Below are 17,631 nucleotides of genomic sequence, written 5' to 3'. Positions count from 1 at the left end.
CGAGAGCTTTTTCTGGATTAGGCGTTGGGCTCGAACTTCAAGACCAGTGCCGGACGCTTGGCCACCGAGGCTTCCCGCGAGAAGAACCACATGTTGTCTGTTCCCTGGCTCTGCATCGAGAAGTTGATGTCCCCGGCGAGGGCTGCCGAGATGGCGTTCGGGTCGAGGTCGATTGAGTAAGACGCGTTCGGGAGGGTCGGACCGCTGAGTGTCCCCAGCAGGGTGCTGCTGGTTTGCGGGCGGTTGTTGTAGGTTGTCGTCGCCTCTGACCAGTCTCCAGCCATCGCTACCGTCTGCTGCGGATCGGTGGAGCCGGCAAACGAATCAGAGGTGGTGGAGAACTTCAGCGACGCCGACACCAGATGCTGGCCCGCGGGGACCTCCGCCGTCGCGTTGAACCTCATGTAGGTGATATAGGCCAAGGTGCCCCTCGTCGCCAGGGTCGTGTAGGACCCCGCCGTCGTATTAGGAGCGCCCGCATTGACGTAGGTATCCGCGGTCGGGGTCAATGTAAGCGTTACTGGCTCCGGCGCCGGAACCACCGTTGCAGAGGCTTCGTTGGACGGACCGCTGACGTTGCCGGCCGCGTCGGCTGCGAGCACCTGGTAGTAGGACGTTCCGGCCGGTCGGCCGGCGTCAGTCCAGCTCAGCGTGCTCCCGTCCACGGTCGCGACGAGGGTGCCTGCTGATGCCGTGAAGCCGCTGGTGCCGGAACGGTGGACCTGATATCCGGTCACCCCGACGTTGTCGGTGGTCGCGTTCCAGGAAACCGCCACGTCGCTTGCGGCGGCAGTGGCCGATACCCCGGTGACGGCCGCCGGCGCCTGCGTGTCGGGAACCGGCTGTCCGATCCCCTTCCCGAGCTCGTAGTGGTCGGTGACCTGCGTTGCCGACAGCACCGTCGGGTAGACAGCGAATTCATCGATGGAGCCTGCAAAGTAGTTGCTCCGAGGCCGCAGCGGCCAGGAGTTCAACTGGTCGCCGCCGACCTTCCACGAGCCCCAGTAGCTCTGGGCCGTCGTCTGGTTGGGCAACACCCCGATCTGGCTGCCATCAACGTAGAGTCGCATTCCGTCGCTTCCCTGGGTCGCCACCGCGTGGTGCCAGGCGTTGTCGTTGTAGGGCAGCGCTGTGGTGACGGTCTTGGTTCCGTTGGTGTAAACCCCGAAGATCAGCGTGCCCGCGTTGGTCATATACAGGTTGCGGTCATAGCTTGAGCTGAGCCCGGGATTGGTGCCGTGCCGGTTCGGCTGGCCATTGCCAAAGCCGAAGATCTTCCCGCCCTGGGTAGTGTTCGTCTTGAACCACACTTCGGCGCTGTAAACTTCCGGAGCGTTTCCACGGAGCTGGCCGTAGGCGAAGGCGCTCGTGCCATTGAAGGTCGTCGACTTGCTGGTGTCATTCACGATTGCTCCGGAGTCGCCGGCGAAGACCGGTCCCCCGTAGCTCAGTTCCAGGTTGTTCCCCGGTGAGCTGTCGGCACCAACTGTTGGGCCGGCATTGTCCAACCGCCAGAACGTGGTGGCCCCTGCCCCCAGCACGGCTGCCGGGTACGCAGCGTTGCTTCGGGCCGTCGTCACGGAAACTGACGCCGAGAGCGGGCCGGTATTGGTGCCGTCTGTTGCCCGGATGCGGTAGCTGTACTGCGTTCCCGGGACTGCCGTCTTGTCGGTGAAGGACACCTGGCCGGTGGACCACCAGAGCGAACTGCCTGGCACCGTACCAAGCGGGGCCGATGAGCCGTTGCGGTAGACGCTGTAGGTGAGCTCGGAGTCGTCGTTGTCCAGGCTGGCACGCCACCGGATCTGGTTTTCGCCGGTCGCCAGGCTCGCCGCGCTGACGTTGCTGGGCGCCGAGGGTGCCACTGTTCCCGGGCCGGGGCCGAACCTCGTCAGGCCCTGCTGGGCCTTTCCGTTGGTCGTGGTGAACTCACCGGCAACCCACAGCACGTCGCCCGAACCCTTGGTCGTGTGGACCAGCGCGCGCGGGCCGATGCCTTCACCGATTCCCTCGTTGGTATCCGGGCTCCAGCCCAGCTGGGGGGCCGGGTTGTCCACGCTCTGAGCTGTCAGATGCTGCCGCTCACCGTCAGCCATCTCGTTCATGGAGGAGCAGTCGTGCTGGTGGTTCGCAGCATACAGAACACGGTTGTAGACGTCGACGGCCTGCGTGGCGCCGAGGCAGGTGTCCCGCCAGACCTGGTCATAGGTATCCAGGCTGAACCGGGCCCGGCCGTCGAAGACGCCGCCGCCCGTGCCCTCATTGCCGATATAGAAGCTTTGTCCGTCGTCAACGATGGATTTGGTGAATGACGTGCGGTAGATGAAATTGCTACCGTACGTCCGTACATTTGCCCCGCTGGTCGCATCCACGACCGCGATCGACTGGGACGCGACACCGTTAACGTTCGCGAAATCGCCGCCGAGAATGGCGACGTTGCGGCCCGCCGGAACGTCCAGGGCGCGGGCTGACGCGTCAACGGCAGGCGCCCAGGGAAGGAGCGCACCGTTGCGGTCCATCGCCGCGTAACGGGTGCGGGCCTCGGAGCCCACGGACTGGAAGTCCCCGCCAAAGTAGACGGCGGAGTCGGTGGCCGCGATGGTCCGGACCGTGGCCGAAACGACAGCCGGCCGGAAAGTCGTGTCTACGGTGCAGTCCGGAAGCCTGACGGCGGCAATGCGGGTGGTGTTAACCCCGTTGATCGCCCCGAAGAGCCCGCCCACATAGAGTCGGCTGCCGTCCGGCGTGACAGCCAGGGCACGGACGGTTGTTCCGCTGCCGCCGGTGACGGATAACGCGCAGGAGGTCGGGTCGCCCGTGTAGGCGTCGAAAGCCGCGAAGTTCACGGCGTTCCGGGACTGGGTGCTCCCGGCGGCGGTGCCGGGGGGCCGGATCTGGGTGAAGGTGCCGCCGGCGTAGACGACGCCGTTTGACTCTGCCATGGTCCAGGCGACGCCGTTGGTCTGCCAGGTCGGAAGGTCGTTGGCGGAAAAGGCGACTCCGGGGGAAAGAGCGAGTGCGGAGCTGCCGGTTGCTATGAGTGGGGCCGCAGCGAGAGCAATGCCCGCTAGGACGGCTGGAATTTTTTGACGCATGGAGGTCCCCCGTACGTAATCATGAGCTTCAGAGCTGAAACTACAAAGATCAAATCAGCTAAGCCCAAGTGCTGGAACGGTTGCTCCTACTAGGTTTTCCGGCCTCCCTACCTGTCTTACTAAGCCTGCTACCTGCTTTGTCCGATCGCCTACGCGTTTCTCCCTCAAAAGCTTTCCGTTGGGCAATAACACCTCCAGCATGGAAATCGGGGGGACCAGCCCAGCGCCTTGACGGCCGGCAGGTGCCTGTCACCTATTCGGCATCCGTGAAGAATCGAGCCCGTCATGACTGTTCGCATTGGCTACGCATCAGGGGTCTACGACCTTTTCCACGTCGGGCATCTCAACTTGCTCAAACACGCACGGTTACACTGCGACTTTCTGATCGCCGGGGTGGCCTCTACGGAGACCACGCTCCTCATGAAGAACCGGGAGCCCGTCGTTCCTCTGCATGAGCGCCTGGAAATTGTCCGGAATATCCGTATTGTCGATGAGGTAGTCGTAGACAATTACATGGACAAAACAGATGCGTGGCGTGCCGTTGGCTTCAACGTGATTTTCAAGGGCGACGATTGGCGCGGAACCGAAAAGGGGAACCGGCTGGAGGCCGGCATGCGGTCGCTCGGGGTGGAGGTCGTGTATTTTCCGTACACCGTGCACACGTCCAGCACCTTGCTGCGCCGGGCCCTGAACCTCCTTGAAAATGGCCTTGAGGACAACGAGTCCTTGAAGGCGTGAGATGCGCTCACTTAGATCCCCGGGTCCGGCGGGACATTCCTTGGAGAGCATGACGGAGTATTCCGGAGTCCTTTCCCGCCGCAACGCCCTCATCCTGGGCGCTTCAGGGTTGTTCCTTGCAGGCTGCACCCCTGCCCGACCGGCTGCAGAGGCTCCCCCGGTTCACACTGTGGCCAGTCTTTTTGCCCAGGACCGGTTCCTCGTTGCCCACCGGGGCTCGGGCGATAACTGGCCGGAACACACAATGCAGGCGTATGCGCAGTCGGCACAACTCGGCGTCTCCGCGCTGGAGGTCTCGGTGAACTCGACACGGGACGGGGTGCTTGTCTGCCATCACGACCAGGGCACGCTGCGGTCTACCGGGCTGGACAGGAAGATCGCAGAGCTGGACTATGCCGAGCTGGGCGGTCTTCGTGTTGATGCCCGCGCTTGGCTGGGCCCGGCAACGCCCCTGGAGCCTATTCCAAAGCTACGGGAAGTCCTCGACCGCTTTGCCGCCTCGCATGTCATTTTCATCGAGGATAAACAAGGCACCAACACCGACTCGTTGCTCGACCTTATGGACAGCTACCCGGATTCAACCGAGCATTTTGTGTGGAAACAGCCAGCGTCGGCCCTTCAGGTCAAGGCAGCTGCCAAACGCGGCTACAAGACGTGGGGGTATTTCATGCCCGACGCCATACCCCGGCTGGCCGAACTGGCCGACAGGTTCGACTATCTGGGCGTCTTCTACACGTCGGACGACGCGACCATCAGCCGGGTGGTGGCCTACGGCAAACCGGTCCTTTGCTGGGAGATCCACACCCGCGCGGCACGCGACCGTGTTACCGGTCTTGGCGTCCAGGGCCTGATGTGCTCGAATGTGCCCTACCTTATGTCCTCCGAGGCCGCCGAAACCCGCGACCGGTTCTCGACCGGCACTCGGGCTGCAGGTGACCTGCCGTGGACCATCGAAAAGGGCTGGAATGCCCAGCCGGTCATCGATGCTGCATCCGCTTCCGTGCTGCTGGCCTCAGACCAAAACTTTAGCTACCGGCTGGGATCAATGGGTCCCATCAAAAGGGAAGTCCACACCCTGGCCTTTGAAATGTGCTGGCCAACAGAGCTCCCGTCGGACCAGCTTCACGCCGGAATTGCCTTCGGGCAGCAGGATGACACTCCTTATCGCGTCCTGGTGCCGAGTACCGTCGGTGGCTATCATCTGATCATTCGGCCCGGCGGGGAGCTGGTCCTCTACCGCCGCGACCCTGGAACTCCGGCGGGGACCCGTCTTCAGTCGATCATGACGGCTCCTGTCCGCGCCGGGGAGTGGATACGGTTTGCGGTGGAGGTAACTCCGGCGTCCGTCCGGTTCTCCCGGCTAGATGGGGCCGGTTGGTCCGGAATGACGATGGACCGAGAATACCGCGGAGGCTACTTCAGCCTATGCAAGGATTACCCGGATCCTGTTCCGGTGCAGTTCCGGAACATCCGGGTCAGTTGAAGGGTCACTGCGGGGTCAAAAGCGCACCGTTCCTCGCCCCGCCCGGCAGCCAGAAAGCTGGCCGGAAGTCAGTGAGCGTCAGCGGCGGGCCGCAGCTCCGGCTCCGCGCAGGGGGGTCTCGGCGGGCCGCGCGGAGGACGAACCCGGCTGCTCCGGCGTCTCTGTCCGGGTCTTACGCGTCCACACGGCCGTGGCAACCACGCCGGCCACCGCGGCGACGGCAACCGCAAGGGTGAATGCCCACGCAGCTGCGCGGGTCCCGCCGGCATACGCGAGAGCCAATGGCAGCGCCAGGGTCAGAAGGGCCAGGGCCGCGCGCATGAACGTGGAGAGCCGGTTGGCTTGCACGGACCGGTAGTAGGCGAGCAAGACGGTATAGGGAACCATGGCCACGTATTGCAAGAAGTACGGCAGCCGGAGTTCCGAGGCAGAGTGCCAGGTGTCGCCCAACAGGAGGGATCCGACGGGGGCCGGCAAGAGCATCACCACTACACCCCAGATGCCAGCCAATGCCGCCACCACCATCAAAGTTTCGATCAGCCGCCGCCGGAACAACGTTGTGCCCCTGGAGCGGACCAGTTCAGGAATGACGGCCATCTTGATCGCGGAGAAGGCGGTATTAAGCGGCGAGAAGAGCAATTGCGCAGCCCGAAGCGCGCCCACACCTGCGGCCCCCAGTGGGATCGCCAGTAAGTACAGCACAACAAGGTTCGACGCGTTGAGGGCGGAGAACTCGCCCAAGTAGCGCCACCCGGGGTTGCGGTTTGCCCTCAACCAGCTCCGCCCGGCTCGGGGCGAGGGCAGGGCACCCGCCAGGAGGAGGCCCACAGCCAATGCGAAGGCCGCCCCGCCGCCCCAGCACAGCACCACAGCCCACACCGACCCGGTGTTAAGGGCCACGATCCCCATCGACGCGATCGACACGACGGCCCAGACGCCGTCGATCCACAAGGCCTGCCAAGGGCGGCCCTCGCAGATAAACAGGTACCTGAGGGTGTCCTGGACGAGCACGAACGGGAGGCAGCCGGCGATCATGAGCCAGAGGAGCTTGGAACTTTCGTCTGCCAGAACGGCGCCCACGAGCAACAACGGCAGGAGGGCGGCGGCTGTCAGCACGCTGGCACCTAAGACTGCGCTCCGCCCCTTGGAATCGAGAACGCCGGCGGTCGAATATCTGACCAGCAGCGTCTCTCCAATGAGTGCGCGCTGGGCGCCGAGGAACAGGAGCAAACCGGCGTAGCCAAGGGAGAAGTGGCCGAACTCGCCAGCGGTCGCCACGTTGGCCGTAATGGCCACCGCAACGAAGTTTGAAATACTGGATACGGCCTGATCGCCGATGGCTACGTATCTACCGAACCGTCCCATCTAGCCCATCCTCGCGAGGGTGCGGTAGAACTTTGCCATGTAGGCTGCGGCGAACAGGCAGTGACACAGCGCCAAGGCCGCGTAGCATGGCAGGAAGATGGCCGTCCACGGCGCCGCGATCATCACTAGACAGGTCGTGCCGTAGTCGACAGGCAACGTCAGGACTGACCGCACCAGCGTCTTCCGGCTGCCCGGCCTGCCGCCCGGCCGGCTCGGCGTCGACTGACGGTTCAATTGGTCAAAGAGCGCGCCCGCGAAGAAGATGGCGGAATTTGCGAACAGGAAACTCCCGCACAGAACGGCCAACGCCAGGGGCAGGATCTCCGTAGCGCGAAGAAGAAAACAAAATACGGCTCCGTGGAGCAGGACTATGCGCCCGCTGTCGAGCACATGATCCAGCCACTCGCCCAGCTTGGAACTGCGCCCCTGAAGCCGGGCTAGCTGGCCGTCCGCTGAGTCGAGGATGAAGCCTCCGGCGAGAGCGACCCCAGCCAAGGCGAACTCCGCTCCGGATCCGGCGCCGAAGGCAAGCCATAGCAGAGCACCATAGGTGAGGGCCGCACCGGCGAATGTTACATGGTTCGGCCGGAACGGAGTGTTCCTCAGAGCAGCGGCGATGACCCGCCCCGCGGGCCGGTTGATGTAAAGGGTGTACAGCGGCACGCCCTTTTTGGTCTTCTGCGCCAGCCTCAACTCCCGGAAGGACTGCGCGAAATCCAGCTTCCCCGGGCTCGCATTTTCCAGCTTGTTCGCGGTCATGTGCTTTCACCAGGCTTTCGTTTGACGGTCCCGCTGAGGTAGGCGATGGCTAGGGCAAGGATCATGAGCCGGCCCATCGACTGCAGCAGGGAGCCCCGCAGCAGGATGAACATGTAACCGGAGAAGATCGAGACGCCGAGGTAGCCAACCGATCCGGCGGACAACGCCTTCGCTCCGAAGCCGGAGTCGAGTCGTCTGCATAACAGCCCCAGGGCAACGAAGGTGACAACCACCCCGGCCACTCCGAAATTGATCCACGCCTCAGCCCACAGGGGGGAGGACAGATTAACGTTTACGCTACTCATCCACATGCCTACTTCGACCCCGCTGTCCAGCGGCTTGGACGGCCAGATGACCCGTGGCACCCAAAACAGCAAGGCCCCCAAGAACTGGTTTCCCCAGGTAAGCCCTTCGTCCCGGACAAACCCGATGGTATTGGCAAGCATGCTGAATTGGTCATAGTCCTTGGTGGAAATCATTCGCCAAACGGAGTCGCTTTGCACCATGGCACCAGCACCGGCCGCTCGACGGGTGATGTCACTCAAGGGGAAAAGAAAAATCGCCGCCACAATCCCACCGATCACCGCGAGGTTGAAGAGGGACTTGCGGGACGCGATCAGAGGCATAACCAGGCCGAAGATTACCGCCAGGGACCAGTACCGCGAGTTGGAGATCGGGTTGTTGATAACCAGATTGACCACAACCAGCGCCACTATCAGGGCAGCGTCGAGCAGGTTCAGGGAGCTGCGAAGCACCCGTAATGCATGGACGTAGAAAACGAGGCCCACGAGGCAGGTCACTGACCCGAACGCGGAGACGATGGCACGGACGGCCTGCCCGCTGTCCGGGCTCAACTGATCGAGGGCTTGGCCAGCTTCCTGGCGGCTGGTGAAGAAAACGCCAATACCGCCCACCTGAGCGACATAGGCCAACCCTCCTACGAGGGCCGCCGAGGCAAAAATCCGCAGGGCGTCCATGCTGCGCAGGTTGCGCAGTTGAAGCGGACGCCCGATATCCCGGGAGATCCTCAGATGGTATGCCAAGTCGAAACTGAGGCAGCCGAGTAGGACCACCGCGGTCGTGGTGTGCAACGTGGCGTCGTCGACTTGGACGGCCAGAATGTTGGACGCCCCGGTGGACAGTTGAGCGAGCGGGACCACGCCGAGACAGATATACACGAACATCCAAAAGACGCCGGCCACCGGACGCACCGGATCCTTCCAGAGGATTGCGCTTATCCGGAAGGCCGAGTACAGCAGCGTGGTATACCGGATCAGGAACTCGGCATCGCTGTAGCGAGCTTCGGACGTGGCACGGAGGACCAGCGGAATGGCGACGGCGAAGCACAGGAACGCTACGATGGCGAGCCCTGCCCGGGTGCCTGTCCTCGTTCCAGCCGGTAGCTGGACGCCGCTCCGGAGGTCAGCTCCGGCCGGCATCGATTGCCTCCGCGTAAAAGTCGATGAGGCGTTCGGCGAGGGATTCCGCCGACCACAGGCGCGAATGCAGTTCGCGCGCCCGTTTGCTCAAGCCGTGCCGTAGCCCGGCATCTGCCTCTACTGCAGCCATGGCCGACTTGAACTCCGATACCACAGGCTCGGCGATAACGGCAGCTTCTGCCTGCGCGAGGCTCGCGGAAAGGCCGCATTCGGATGTGAGGATGATGGGCGTTCCAACGCCCGCGGCCTCGATGATGACCATCGGGTAGGGTTCGTGGCGCGCCGGGAGGACGACGGCCGTGGCCCGGGCCAGCGCCTTCCGAACCTCGGACTCGGTCAGTTCACCCGGGAGCTCGAACCGGTCCTTGAACCCGGAGGCATCGATCAAGGCCCGCACGGCACCCAGCTCGCCCTGGTCGGGCCCCGCGACCACAAAACGCGCCTGCGATCCTTCCCGCAGGAGTGCAATAGCCGCCGCTACGAAAACCGTGGGCTGTTTCCGTGGCGCGAGCCTCGATACGAACAAGAATGTTGCTTCCTCCGGGTCCTCCCACTCCGCACCAGGGTTTCCCGTGGCGTTCACCACCCGGCGCATCCTCGTCCGTGGCACACCCAGGGATTCCAGGTTCCGTTCTTCCGCCTCAGTTAAGGTCAGCCACAACCGCGGCGCCCTGATTGCCCGGCTGAAAATGAGCGAGTCGAATAGGCGCAGACTGCGCGAAGCGGGGGCCGCAAGCATGCCGTGCGCCTGCGCGATGACAGGAACAGCGGCCCGGCCGAGAAGGACTGCACTTAGGGTGGTGATGAAATCGCGGCAGAGGTGAAGCTGGACGATGTCCGCCTGCCGGCCCTGGTTCCAGACATACCTGACCATGCCCACCCCGATTGGAAGCTTGAGGCGGGCACCTCGGTAGGGCCGGCGCACTCGAAAGATCTTTTCGCATGATTCGGGGCGCGCCGCTGGGGGAATCCCATACCAACCCCCAACGAGTTCTACGGTCGCGCCGAGGCGGGCAAGCGCGGCACTTTGCATCCGCGCAACTGCCCAGACTCCGCCCGCCAGGGCTCCGGGGCCCGCGAGGCCGCCGACCTGGAGCACGTTCAAGGGCAAGCGCGCTGGCGCTGACAGCTCAGACATTGTCAGCCAACCGCCAACCGCTTCGCTTGAGCTCTCGCGTCTTCAGTCCGATCTGCCAGTAATAAGTGGCAAGCGCGATGGCATAATCGAACCCCGCTCGTCCGTCCAGGAAACCCCGCCGGACGATGTAGCTGTAGAGCCAGAACGCCACCGGCTTGAAGGGTACAACGTCAAAGCGCTGGCCCTGCCCACTCTTGAAGGAGCGGACAGTGCGCATCATCTCCGGGTCCGCGTGGATGTACGCCTCCCAATCGGAGTACTTGTTGTGCCGGTCGAACCAGGTGCGCACGGGATCCAAATCATGGTGGGCGAGCAGGCCCACGGTCCGGCCGACCTCCCCGTCAGAAGCGGGCTGATAGTGCACTTCCAATTCCGTGATCACCGGAAGTTTCATCAATCCGGTGTCCTTGTATTCGTTGTAGCCCCGTTTCAACAACGTGCGCTTCACAACTTGGTGGCCGTGCCTCAGCTCCCGGCCGGCAAAATGGTAGGAAATCGGAATGTCGAAGGCCACCCGCTGCTCAGACGGATCCGAGACGATTGCGGCAATTTCAGCAATCAGCTCCTCGCTCGGGTACTCGTCCGCATCCAGGAAGAGTATCCACGGATTGCGGGTCGGTGCGTGCTCAAGCTGCCACTGCTTCTTCTGCGGAAACTCACCGTTCCAGCTGAAGTTGATCACCGTCGCCCCGCTGGCCCGGGCAAGCTCCGCCGTACGGTCGCTGCTGTTGGAGTCAACGACGATGACCTCGTCGAAGCCGCTGAGCGCCGCCACGCACTTCTCAATGCTCGCTTCTTCATTTTTCGTCTGAATCAGGACCGAAACTGGTATCTTCTGCATGCACTTCCCCCTCAGGAGTGGATTGCCCGTAGTATTTGGAAATGGATTTTCTGAAGCGCAGAAACCGGAACAGAACGTCCTTCCCATTTCGTTACGCGAAGGAATTGGGCTTTGGTCTGCTGGCTCTGGCGGCGATTGTCATTGTCGTTCTCGCGCTGACCCAGCGAGACAAGGCCGCAAGCGCGCCCCCGGTGCCTTCCGTGTCCGCCCCACAGGCCAGCCGCGGCACGGTGCCGAACATCGACATCATCGGCGACTCGTACGTGGCAGGTTCCGACCAGGGTGGCTACGGTGCCGCCAACTGGACCAAGATCGTCGGCTCCCGCTTTTATGCCGAAGCCCGTCCCGTCGACATGAATGTGATCGCCCATGCCGGAGCCGGTTACATCGTCAGGGGACCTGAGAAAGTCACCTTTACCGAAGCAGCGACGACCAGCCTCCGCTCGACAGCCGATTTGGTGGTCGTCTTTGGGAGCAGGAACGACGGCAGACAGGACCCGGCCAACATGAAGGCAGCGGCCACCGAGCTTTTCAGCGAGATCCGTGACCGCGCCCCGCAGGCGAAGTTGATTGTGGTGGGCCCGGCGTGGGTGGATGACAAGGTGCCAGATTTCATCGTTGCAGATAGCCAGGCCCTCGCTGGTGCCGCTGCTGCGGCTGGCGTGCCGTTCGTGAATCCGTTGAGCGAGGGCTGGTTTTTCGGCGCCGACGCCAAGTACATCGGCGCCGACGGCGTTCAGCCCACCGACGCCGGCCACGAGTACCTCGCCGGAAAGATGTACAAATTGATTTCCGCGAACCTGGCCGCCATGGCTGCCCCCTAGGGTGGATTGCGCCATCACCAGGCGTCGTCTTCCCGGAATCGCTCCCTGGTTACGGCGGGTCGCGTCTGTTGTCCATAAACGGCGTTCGCAGGAACCGCTCCCCGGACGACCGTCAGGGGCTCAACCACGGCCGACCGGCCGATGTGGGCGCCGCCCAGGACCATGCAGCGTGAGGTCACCCACGCGCCGTCGTCGATATGCACCGGGCTCGTGATCAGACCCATATCTGTACGCGCCCGGTGGCTACCTGTGGTGATGAAGCACTCCTGCGAAACCACAACATCGGAGCCAATGAAAACATCGTCCTGGTTGTGGAACCAGACTCCTTCGCCGATCCAGCACCCGGAGCCGATGTGCAGCTTCCACGGAAGGCAGACGCGGGTGCGGGGCCGGAAAGTGACGCCCGGGCCGATCTCCGCCCCGAACGCGCGCAGCGCCGCGACCCTGAGCCTCGAACTTATCTGCCAGGGATTGCTGACAAGCAGCAGTTCACAGGCTCGCCACGCATAGACCACCGCTCGGGGCCTGTCCCAGGCCTCGCCCGCCCCCGGTGCCTGGGCCAGGTCGATCACAGGTGGTTGCCTTCGGCTGGTGCCGGGAACCGGAGATGGACGGGCAGTCATCAGGCCACCCCCTCCGGCGTCCGGGGCAGCCTCTGCCCAGCGGCGGCGGCCTGCGCCGCCCAATCCCCGGGAAACCCACTAGCCCCCGAAACAAGTGTGGTCATTGTCTTGCCTCTCGCATTCGTGTATCAGAGACCTTCAAATTTTTAGTAGGCACCCACGGGTTTGAAGAGCATCTTGGCGGTACGCCAGATGATGATCAGGTCCCCGGCCAGGGACCAGTTCTCGACGTAGTACAAGTCCAAGCGGACACTGTCCTGCCAGTCCAGCTCGGACCGGCCGTTAATCTGCCACATGCCCGTCAGCCCCGGCTTGATGTAGAGCCGCCGGAGGGCCCTGTTCTGGTATTTGTCGACCTCCCGCTGCAGGGGAGGCCGTGGACCGACTAGGCTCATGTCGCCCTTGAGGACGTTCCAGAACTGCGGCAGTTCGTCCAGGGAGTGCTTGCGCATCCACCGGCCGACATTGGTGACCCGCGGATCGTTCTGCATCTTGAACAGCACCCCCGCGCCCTCATTCTGTTCCAATAACCCCGCCAAATCGTCTTCCGCTGTCTCAACCATTGACCGGAACTTCAGCATGAGGAACTTTTGACCGCCGCGGCCCACCCGTTCCTGCCGGAAGATCACGGGGCCGGGGCTGTCCCGTTTGATCAGGACCCCGAGGAAAACGAACACCGGGAGTAGTGCCACCAAGGCGGCAGCCGCCATGACGACGTCGAATATTCTTTTCAAGGCATGTTTCGCACCGGAGTATTGCGGCAGCTCCACGTGCATGAGCGGAAGCCCCTCGACGGGCCGGGAATGGATTCGCGGGCCGGCCACGTTCGTGAGGCCGGTGGTCAAGATCAGCTGGGTGGAAGACTGCTCCAGCTTCCACCCCAGCCGTTGGATATAACGGCCGCCGCCCTTCATGGGCCCGGCAACGACGACTGCGTCGGCATCCACCGCGGCAACTGCCGCGACGACGCTCCGTTCGTCGCCAACCACCTCGAACACCTTTCCGCCCTGGGCGAAGCCGCCGGGACCGCGCGCGCCGGCAAGCGCGACGCCGACCACCTTGTAGGCGGCACCCGACTTTTTTTCAATCTGGCTGACGACGTAACGGACGTCGTTCGGCTTACCGAGCACGATTACGCGGGAAAGATAGTGCCCGTGGAGCCGTTGCTGGGTCAACCACTGCCGCAGGATCCAGCGTGCCGCCAGCAGTCCAAACAGCCCGGTGGGGAGGGCCAAAGCAAAGAATCCCCGGGCAACGTCGATGTCCAGAACAAAGCAAAGCAATGCGATGAGTCCCAGCAGCATTGCACTGGCGCTCACGACGCGCTTGTATTCGTCGATGCCTATGCCCACGATCCGCGTATCCCGGCTCTTATACAGGCCCAGTACAAGCATCCAAGCTGCAGCGATGGCTGCGGAAATGTGGAGGTACTCGAGTCGGAACCCGCCCAGCTCCACCACGCTCGGCGCCTTTAAGCCGAACCGCGTGAGGTGCGCTGCCGTTGTCACAGCGGTTATCACCAGGGCGTCTGCGATGAGAAGCAGCCGCCGGTAGCGGTTTGCCCAGCGCACGCCCTCCCGTCGTGAACTGCCTTCCAAGCGCCGTAGCCTGGCCGCTTTGAAATCGGGAAACGAATATATGGGCGAGGGCAATGCCAAGGTGCCCGCGGCAGAACCGCGCGTCAGCTGCTGGCGACCGGGAATGCTGCCGGCCCCCGGGGAACTAAAGACTGAGTGGACCTCGGAGCGTTTTGTGAGCTCACGCATGCTCGCCGCCCCGGCACAAGAATGGACCGTTCGCTCCGTATTGTTCCGACTCACGGTGCCGGCGAAGCGCATCCGTTGGCGATAAGGCCGGGAACACCATCAACTTCTGGTCATACATAGCGAGACCTTCTAGTGGCTGGGTTGGCTGTGGTCTCCCCTAGTAAATTAGATGCCCCCTGGGTGCACACGAGTGTGCTCTACCCCTATTCGCTTACTGAACCACTCGACGTACTTGCCGGATTCAGGCGCACTACTGGTCCCGATTACCTGTAACCAAGACCGGACTACCCATTCAGCCTGTTTTCGAGCGGCTTTATCGACTTATCCGGTCGCCGATTCTTGCGGTCAAAGCGAGGGCCGTGAAGGTAGGGTTCGCCATACCTCCGCTGGGAAAAACGGATGCACCTGCAACAAAGACGTTGGTCGTGCCAAAAACCTTGCAGTCCCGGTCCACCACTCCTTCGGCCGGCGTCGCCGCCATCCTGGTTCCGCCCATCATGTGAAAAATGTCCTCGAACGCACCACCAGCCGGCAGTGCGTGCACCGCGGCACCTACATTGAGGGAATTGAGAAAGTCCACGAGCCGGTGGGTGATCGCCTGCGCCGTCGCCGATTCCTCGCTGCCAGTCCGCCAGGAAAGCGACATGCTGGGATAGTCGGGCGCGGCTTCGTTTTCCGACCATTCAAGTTGAACATCGTTCCGGCTCGGCTGCTGGACGTCGAGTCGCAAATACGGCTGGCTTGACTTCGGCACCGGCCGCTCGCGGTGCCTCACGCCTCGCGCAAGGGCCTCGGCCAACTCACCGGATTCTCCACGCAGATTGGACAAAGTCGCGGCAACGGGCGGCCGCGGTTCGCCTGTTTGGCCGGCCCTGAGCAGGGCCCGCAGCGACGCCACCGCCCCGCTGCGCGGCGACTCGAATTCCCAGTGCGCGTAGCAGGGCAAAAGCTGATGGTGGTTGAGGAAGTCCAGTCCCGGCACAATGCGCGGCGAAGCCAGCACGCCGCGGACGCTTTTTGGCGCGAAAAATCCGCGGAACCTGTTCCAGTCGAGGACATCCACGCGGGCGATTCGTTTGGACACGTGGTCCAGATATCCGCGCCCCAGGGCCGGCAGATCGTGCGAGACTTCGGAGTTCCGAAGGATTCGGGCGTTGCCCAGCGTTCCAGCGGCGAGCACTACATTTTTGGCTGGTATTTGGGACAGCGCGCCGGCGTCATCGCGGAGCTCGATTTCGGTTGCACCGGAGGCGATTTCCCTGATCCGGTTCACTACAACGCCCTCAAGGACAGTGGCGCTGCGCAGCCGGGAACGAATGGCGGGGTTCTTTCTGAAATTTCTGCGGGAACGATCGATCCACGACGAGTACCTGAGGGAGTAATCGCTATCGGGCAAGGCGGGCAGCCTGCGCGCAGACCCGGAGCGACCGTGTATCTGCGCGTGTGTGGCCGGAAGGGCCAACACCTGTAGCACGCGCTCGTAGTAGGGCTTAATCTCGCCGAAGCCGAGGGGCCACGCACTAATATCTCTGTCCCTCAGCCCGGAAAATTCCCAGTCCTGCCACGGCCACAGCTGACCGCCCCAGAGCTGGCTGGTACCGCCAAGCCCGGTAGTCCATGCCTCCTCCGAGCCTCGGTGCAAACCGCGGATCGGACGCGGGCCCAGGAGGCGCTCCTTATTTTCACCGCGGCTTCGTCCTGCTTCCAGCAAGATGACGCTCTTCCCGCTGGCGACCTGCTCGGCGGCCAGAAACAAGCCCATGGTTCCACCACCGACGATGCAGACGTCAAACATTTCGACTCTTAAACTGCAGTTTTGCGTCAATCATTTTTCCCCCGTCGATGCCGACTCTGCGCTTCTCGGGGCGTGCCAAGCACGCCTGCGGTCATTGTTGCAGGCACAGCCCCAGTTGGCCACGATTGGGCTTGTCCGGCGAAACCCTCGCGCTGCTGTAAGCTGGTTTCCGCGGCGCTGGAACGCGCAGCACTGCGGCTGTAGCTCAATGGTAGAGCGCTAGCTTCCCAAGCTTGATACGCGGGTTCGATTCCCGTCAGCCGCTCCAATTCGTCGCACGCCCCGGCCCCGCAGCCCTGCCGCCCCGGAGCCGGTTAGGTGGCTACCTGTATCGTCAGGAGTCAGGAACCTTCCCGGTTCCGCTACAGGAGCAATCATGGCTGACAAATCCCCCCGTCAAGCAGCATCCAAAAAATCCGCCAAGTCCATCAAGGAAAAGCGCGCTGATAAAAGGGCCGCCGCCGCGCCGCCCAGCTCCCTGGACAAAGTGACCGCCGCCAAGACGGCGAGCCCCAAAAAGAAGTGACCGGTTCCTCGAACCATCTCACCCTCGGCGTCCTCGCAGCCACACGCAAACCGGACGAACGCCGCCTTCCCATCCATCCCCGCCACTTCGAACGCATCGCCCCGGAGCTCAGGAAGCAACTGATCCTGGAAGCGGGCTACGGGGAGCGCTTCGGCGTCCCGGACGCCCAGCTGGCCGGCCTGGTGGGCCGGATCGCGCCGCGGGCGCAGCTCCTGGCCGAGGCCGACGTCGTACTCTTGCCCAAGCCGCAGCCGGCGGACCTCGCCGAACTGCGCGACGGGCAGGTCCTCTGGGGCTGGCCGCACTGCGTCCAGGACGCGGCCATCACGCAGCTGGCGATCGACAAGAAACTCACGCTCATCGCATTCGAGGCGATGAACCACTGGGCCAGCGACGGCGGTTTCGGCCTGCACGTTTTCCACAAGAACAATGAGCTGGCCGGTTACTGCTCGGTGCTGCACGCCCTGGCCCTGACCGGAACCACCGGCGATTACGGCCGCCGGCTGAGCGCCGTCGTCATCGGATTCGGCGCCACCGCCCGCGGCGCCGTGACCGCCTTGAACGCCCACGGCATCCACGATGTGCAAGTGCTGACCAACCGCGGGGTCGCGGCCGTGGGCTCCCCCATCCACTCGGTGCGGATCGCGCAGTTCGACCACGACAACGAGGCGCCGTTCCTGAGCGAAGTCATCACCGAACGGGGCCGGGTGCCGCTGGCGCCCTTCCTCGCCGAGAGCGACATCGTGGTCAACTGCACCCTGCAGGACCCGAACGCGCCGTTGACGTACCTGCGCACCGGGGACCTGGGCGCCTTCCGGCCCGGCAGCCTGATCGTGGACGTGTCCTGCGACGAGGGCATGGGATTCAGCTGGGCGAAGACCACCACCTTCGCCGAGCCCATGTTCACGGTGGGCGACCACATCGACTACTACGCGGTGGACCACAGCCCGTCGTACCTGTGGAACTCCGCCAGCTCCGAGATCAGCGAGGCACTGCTGCCGTTCCTGGAGACGGTGATTTCCGGCCCTGCGGCCTGGGACAGCAACGACACCATCCGCCGTGCCATCGAAATCCGCGACGGCGTGGTGCTCAATCCGGATGTCCTGGAGTTCCAGCAGCGGCAGCCGGGCTACCCGCACCTCCCGCTGGCCGGCTAGCATTTTCGCGCCGCGTCCGGGTTTCCGCGGCGGTTCCGGACAGCCGCTACGCCGACCCGCGTAGCGGCTGTCCGTTATCGGC

14 protein-coding genes and 1 tRNA gene are annotated in these 17,631 nt (G+C 63.5%); 6 read left to right on the top strand and 9 right to left on the bottom strand.

Annotated features, from left to right (window positions below):
• Positions 1–17: 17 nt before the first annotated feature.
• Complete coding sequence (locus ABIN76_RS08935) at positions 18–2,942, bottom strand: LamG-like jellyroll fold domain-containing protein (protein ID WP_346959357.1); 2,925 nt, start codon at positions 2,940–2,942, stop codon at positions 18–20.
• A gap of 438 nt (positions 2,943–3,380) precedes the next feature.
• Here ABIN76_RS08935 and ABIN76_RS08930 point away from each other — a divergent pair, with 438 nt between their 5' ends.
• Both ABIN76_RS08930 and ABIN76_RS08925 read left to right on the top strand, forming a co-directional pair.
• A complete protein-coding gene (locus ABIN76_RS08930; RefSeq protein WP_346959356.1) occupies positions 3,381–3,833 on the top strand; it encodes an adenylyltransferase/cytidyltransferase family protein in 453 nt (150 codons plus the stop codon).
• Between the two features lie 49 nt (positions 3,834–3,882).
• The gene (locus ABIN76_RS08925; RefSeq protein WP_346959355.1) at positions 3,883–5,316 is read left to right on the top strand and encodes a glycerophosphodiester phosphodiesterase family protein; all 1,434 of its coding nucleotides are present in this window, start codon (positions 3,883–3,885) and stop codon (positions 5,314–5,316) included.
• A 78-nt stretch (positions 5,317–5,394) separates the two neighbouring features.
• Here the strand turns inward: ABIN76_RS08925 and ABIN76_RS08920 are convergent, their stop codons facing one another.
• The 5 genes from ABIN76_RS08920 to ABIN76_RS08900 are packed head-to-tail and all read right to left on the bottom strand — an operon-like array spanning position 5,395 to position 10,858.
• Positions 5,395–6,681, bottom strand: coding sequence for a hypothetical protein (locus ABIN76_RS08920; RefSeq protein ID WP_346959354.1), 1,287 nt, complete (start codon positions 6,679–6,681; stop codon positions 5,395–5,397).
• The gene (locus ABIN76_RS08915; protein WP_346959353.1) at positions 6,682–7,440 is read right to left on the bottom strand and encodes a CDP-alcohol phosphatidyltransferase family protein; all 759 of its coding nucleotides are present in this window, start codon (positions 7,438–7,440) and stop codon (positions 6,682–6,684) included.
• Positions 7,437–8,879 carry an O-antigen polymerase gene (locus tag ABIN76_RS08910; protein WP_346959352.1) on the bottom strand — a complete coding sequence of 481 codons (1,443 nt, stop codon included), beginning with the start codon at positions 8,877–8,879 and terminating at the stop codon, positions 7,437–7,439. Before ABIN76_RS08910 ends, ABIN76_RS08915 begins: the two co-directional genes overlap by 4 nt.
• Positions 8,863–10,017, bottom strand: a complete 1,155-nt coding sequence (locus tag ABIN76_RS08905; protein ID WP_346959351.1) for a glycosyltransferase family 4 protein — start codon at positions 10,015–10,017, stop codon at positions 8,863–8,865. Before ABIN76_RS08905 ends, ABIN76_RS08910 begins: the two co-directional genes overlap by 17 nt.
• Positions 10,010–10,858: a glycosyltransferase family 2 protein gene (locus ABIN76_RS08900; protein WP_346959350.1), complete on the bottom strand. Its 849-nt coding sequence runs from the start codon at positions 10,856–10,858 to the stop codon at positions 10,010–10,012. Before ABIN76_RS08900 ends, ABIN76_RS08905 begins: the two co-directional genes overlap by 8 nt.
• A 41-nt stretch (positions 10,859–10,899) precedes the next feature.
• On the opposite strand from ABIN76_RS08900, the gene ABIN76_RS08895 reads away from it, so the two are divergent.
• Positions 10,900–11,682 carry an SGNH/GDSL hydrolase family protein gene (locus tag ABIN76_RS08895; protein ID WP_346959349.1) on the top strand — a complete coding sequence of 261 codons (783 nt, stop codon included), beginning with the start codon at positions 10,900–10,902 and terminating at the stop codon, positions 11,680–11,682.
• Positions 11,683–11,696: 14 nt separating this feature from the next.
• Here the strand turns inward: ABIN76_RS08895 and ABIN76_RS08890 are convergent, their stop codons facing one another.
• The 3 genes from ABIN76_RS08890 to ABIN76_RS08880 all read right to left on the bottom strand — a co-directional run bounded on the left by ABIN76_RS08890 (position 11,697) and on the right by ABIN76_RS08880 (position 15,866).
• On the bottom strand, positions 11,697–12,254 hold the full coding sequence (locus ABIN76_RS08890; RefSeq protein WP_346959348.1) for an acetyltransferase: 558 nt from the start codon (positions 12,252–12,254) through the stop codon (positions 11,697–11,699).
• 197 nt (positions 12,255–12,451) lie between these two features.
• Entirely contained in the window at positions 12,452–14,071 is a 1,620-nt protein-coding gene (locus ABIN76_RS08885) for a sugar transferase (protein WP_346959347.1), read from the bottom strand.
• Between the two features lie 313 nt (positions 14,072–14,384).
• Positions 14,385–15,866, bottom strand: coding sequence for a GMC oxidoreductase (locus tag ABIN76_RS08880; RefSeq protein ID WP_346959346.1), 1,482 nt, complete (start codon positions 15,864–15,866; stop codon positions 14,385–14,387).
• Between the two features lie 194 nt (positions 15,867–16,060).
• Between ABIN76_RS08880 and ABIN76_RS08875 the strand changes: the two genes are divergently transcribed.
• From ABIN76_RS08875 to ABIN76_RS08865, 3 genes are all read left to right on the top strand, one after another.
• Positions 16,061–16,134 (top strand) — tRNA-Gly (locus ABIN76_RS08875).
• Between the two features lie 108 nt (positions 16,135–16,242).
• Complete coding sequence (locus ABIN76_RS08870; RefSeq protein ID WP_186372181.1) at positions 16,243–16,392, top strand: hypothetical protein; 150 nt, start codon at positions 16,243–16,245, stop codon at positions 16,390–16,392.
• Positions 16,389–17,549: a N(5)-(carboxyethyl)ornithine synthase gene (locus tag ABIN76_RS08865; RefSeq protein WP_346959345.1), complete on the top strand. Its 1,161-nt coding sequence runs from the start codon at positions 16,389–16,391 to the stop codon at positions 17,547–17,549. The genes ABIN76_RS08870 and ABIN76_RS08865 overlap by 4 nt, the downstream gene beginning before the upstream one ends.
• The last annotated feature ends 82 nt before the right edge of the window (positions 17,550–17,631 follow it).

The organism is uncultured Arthrobacter sp. (assembly GCF_964021775.1).
In the GTDB taxonomy this organism is placed as follows: domain Bacteria; phylum Actinomycetota; class Actinomycetes; order Actinomycetales; family Micrococcaceae; genus Arthrobacter.
Note: the sequence above shows the minus strand (reverse complement) of the source record. Positions and strands in the feature narration are given on the sequence as shown.

Excerpts from the sequence above, each read along its gene's own strand:
- ABIN76_RS08935 (WP_346959357.1), bottom strand. The coding sequence starts at position 2,942 with ATGGCAGAGTCAAACGGCGTCGTCTACGCCGGCGGCACCTTCACCCAG.
- ABIN76_RS08930 (WP_346959356.1), top strand. The coding sequence starts at position 3,381 with ATGACTGTTCGCATTGGCTACGCATCAGGGGTCTACGACCTTTTCCAC.
- ABIN76_RS08925 (WP_346959355.1), top strand. The coding sequence starts at position 3,883 with ATGACGGAGTATTCCGGAGTCCTTTCCCGCCGCAACGCCCTCATCCTG.
- ABIN76_RS08920 (WP_346959354.1), bottom strand. The coding sequence starts at position 6,681 with ATGGGACGGTTCGGTAGATACGTAGCCATCGGCGATCAGGCCGTATCC.
- ABIN76_RS08915 (WP_346959353.1), bottom strand. The coding sequence starts at position 7,440 with ATGACCGCGAACAAGCTGGAAAATGCGAGCCCGGGGAAGCTGGATTTC.
- ABIN76_RS08910 (WP_346959352.1), bottom strand. The coding sequence starts at position 8,879 with ATGCCGGCCGGAGCTGACCTCCGGAGCGGCGTCCAGCTACCGGCTGGA.
- ABIN76_RS08905 (WP_346959351.1), bottom strand. The coding sequence starts at position 10,017 with ATGTCTGAGCTGTCAGCGCCAGCGCGCTTGCCCTTGAACGTGCTCCAG.
- ABIN76_RS08900 (WP_346959350.1), bottom strand. The coding sequence starts at position 10,858 with ATGCAGAAGATACCAGTTTCGGTCCTGATTCAGACGAAAAATGAAGAA.
- ABIN76_RS08895 (WP_346959349.1), top strand. The coding sequence starts at position 10,900 with ATGGATTTTCTGAAGCGCAGAAACCGGAACAGAACGTCCTTCCCATTT.
- ABIN76_RS08885 (WP_346959347.1), bottom strand. The coding sequence starts at position 14,071 with ATGCGTGAGCTCACAAAACGCTCCGAGGTCCACTCAGTCTTTAGTTCC.
- ABIN76_RS08880 (WP_346959346.1), bottom strand. The coding sequence starts at position 15,866 with ATGTTTGACGTCTGCATCGTCGGTGGTGGAACCATGGGCTTGTTTCTG.
- ABIN76_RS08870 (WP_186372181.1), top strand. The coding sequence starts at position 16,243 with ATGGCTGACAAATCCCCCCGTCAAGCAGCATCCAAAAAATCCGCCAAG.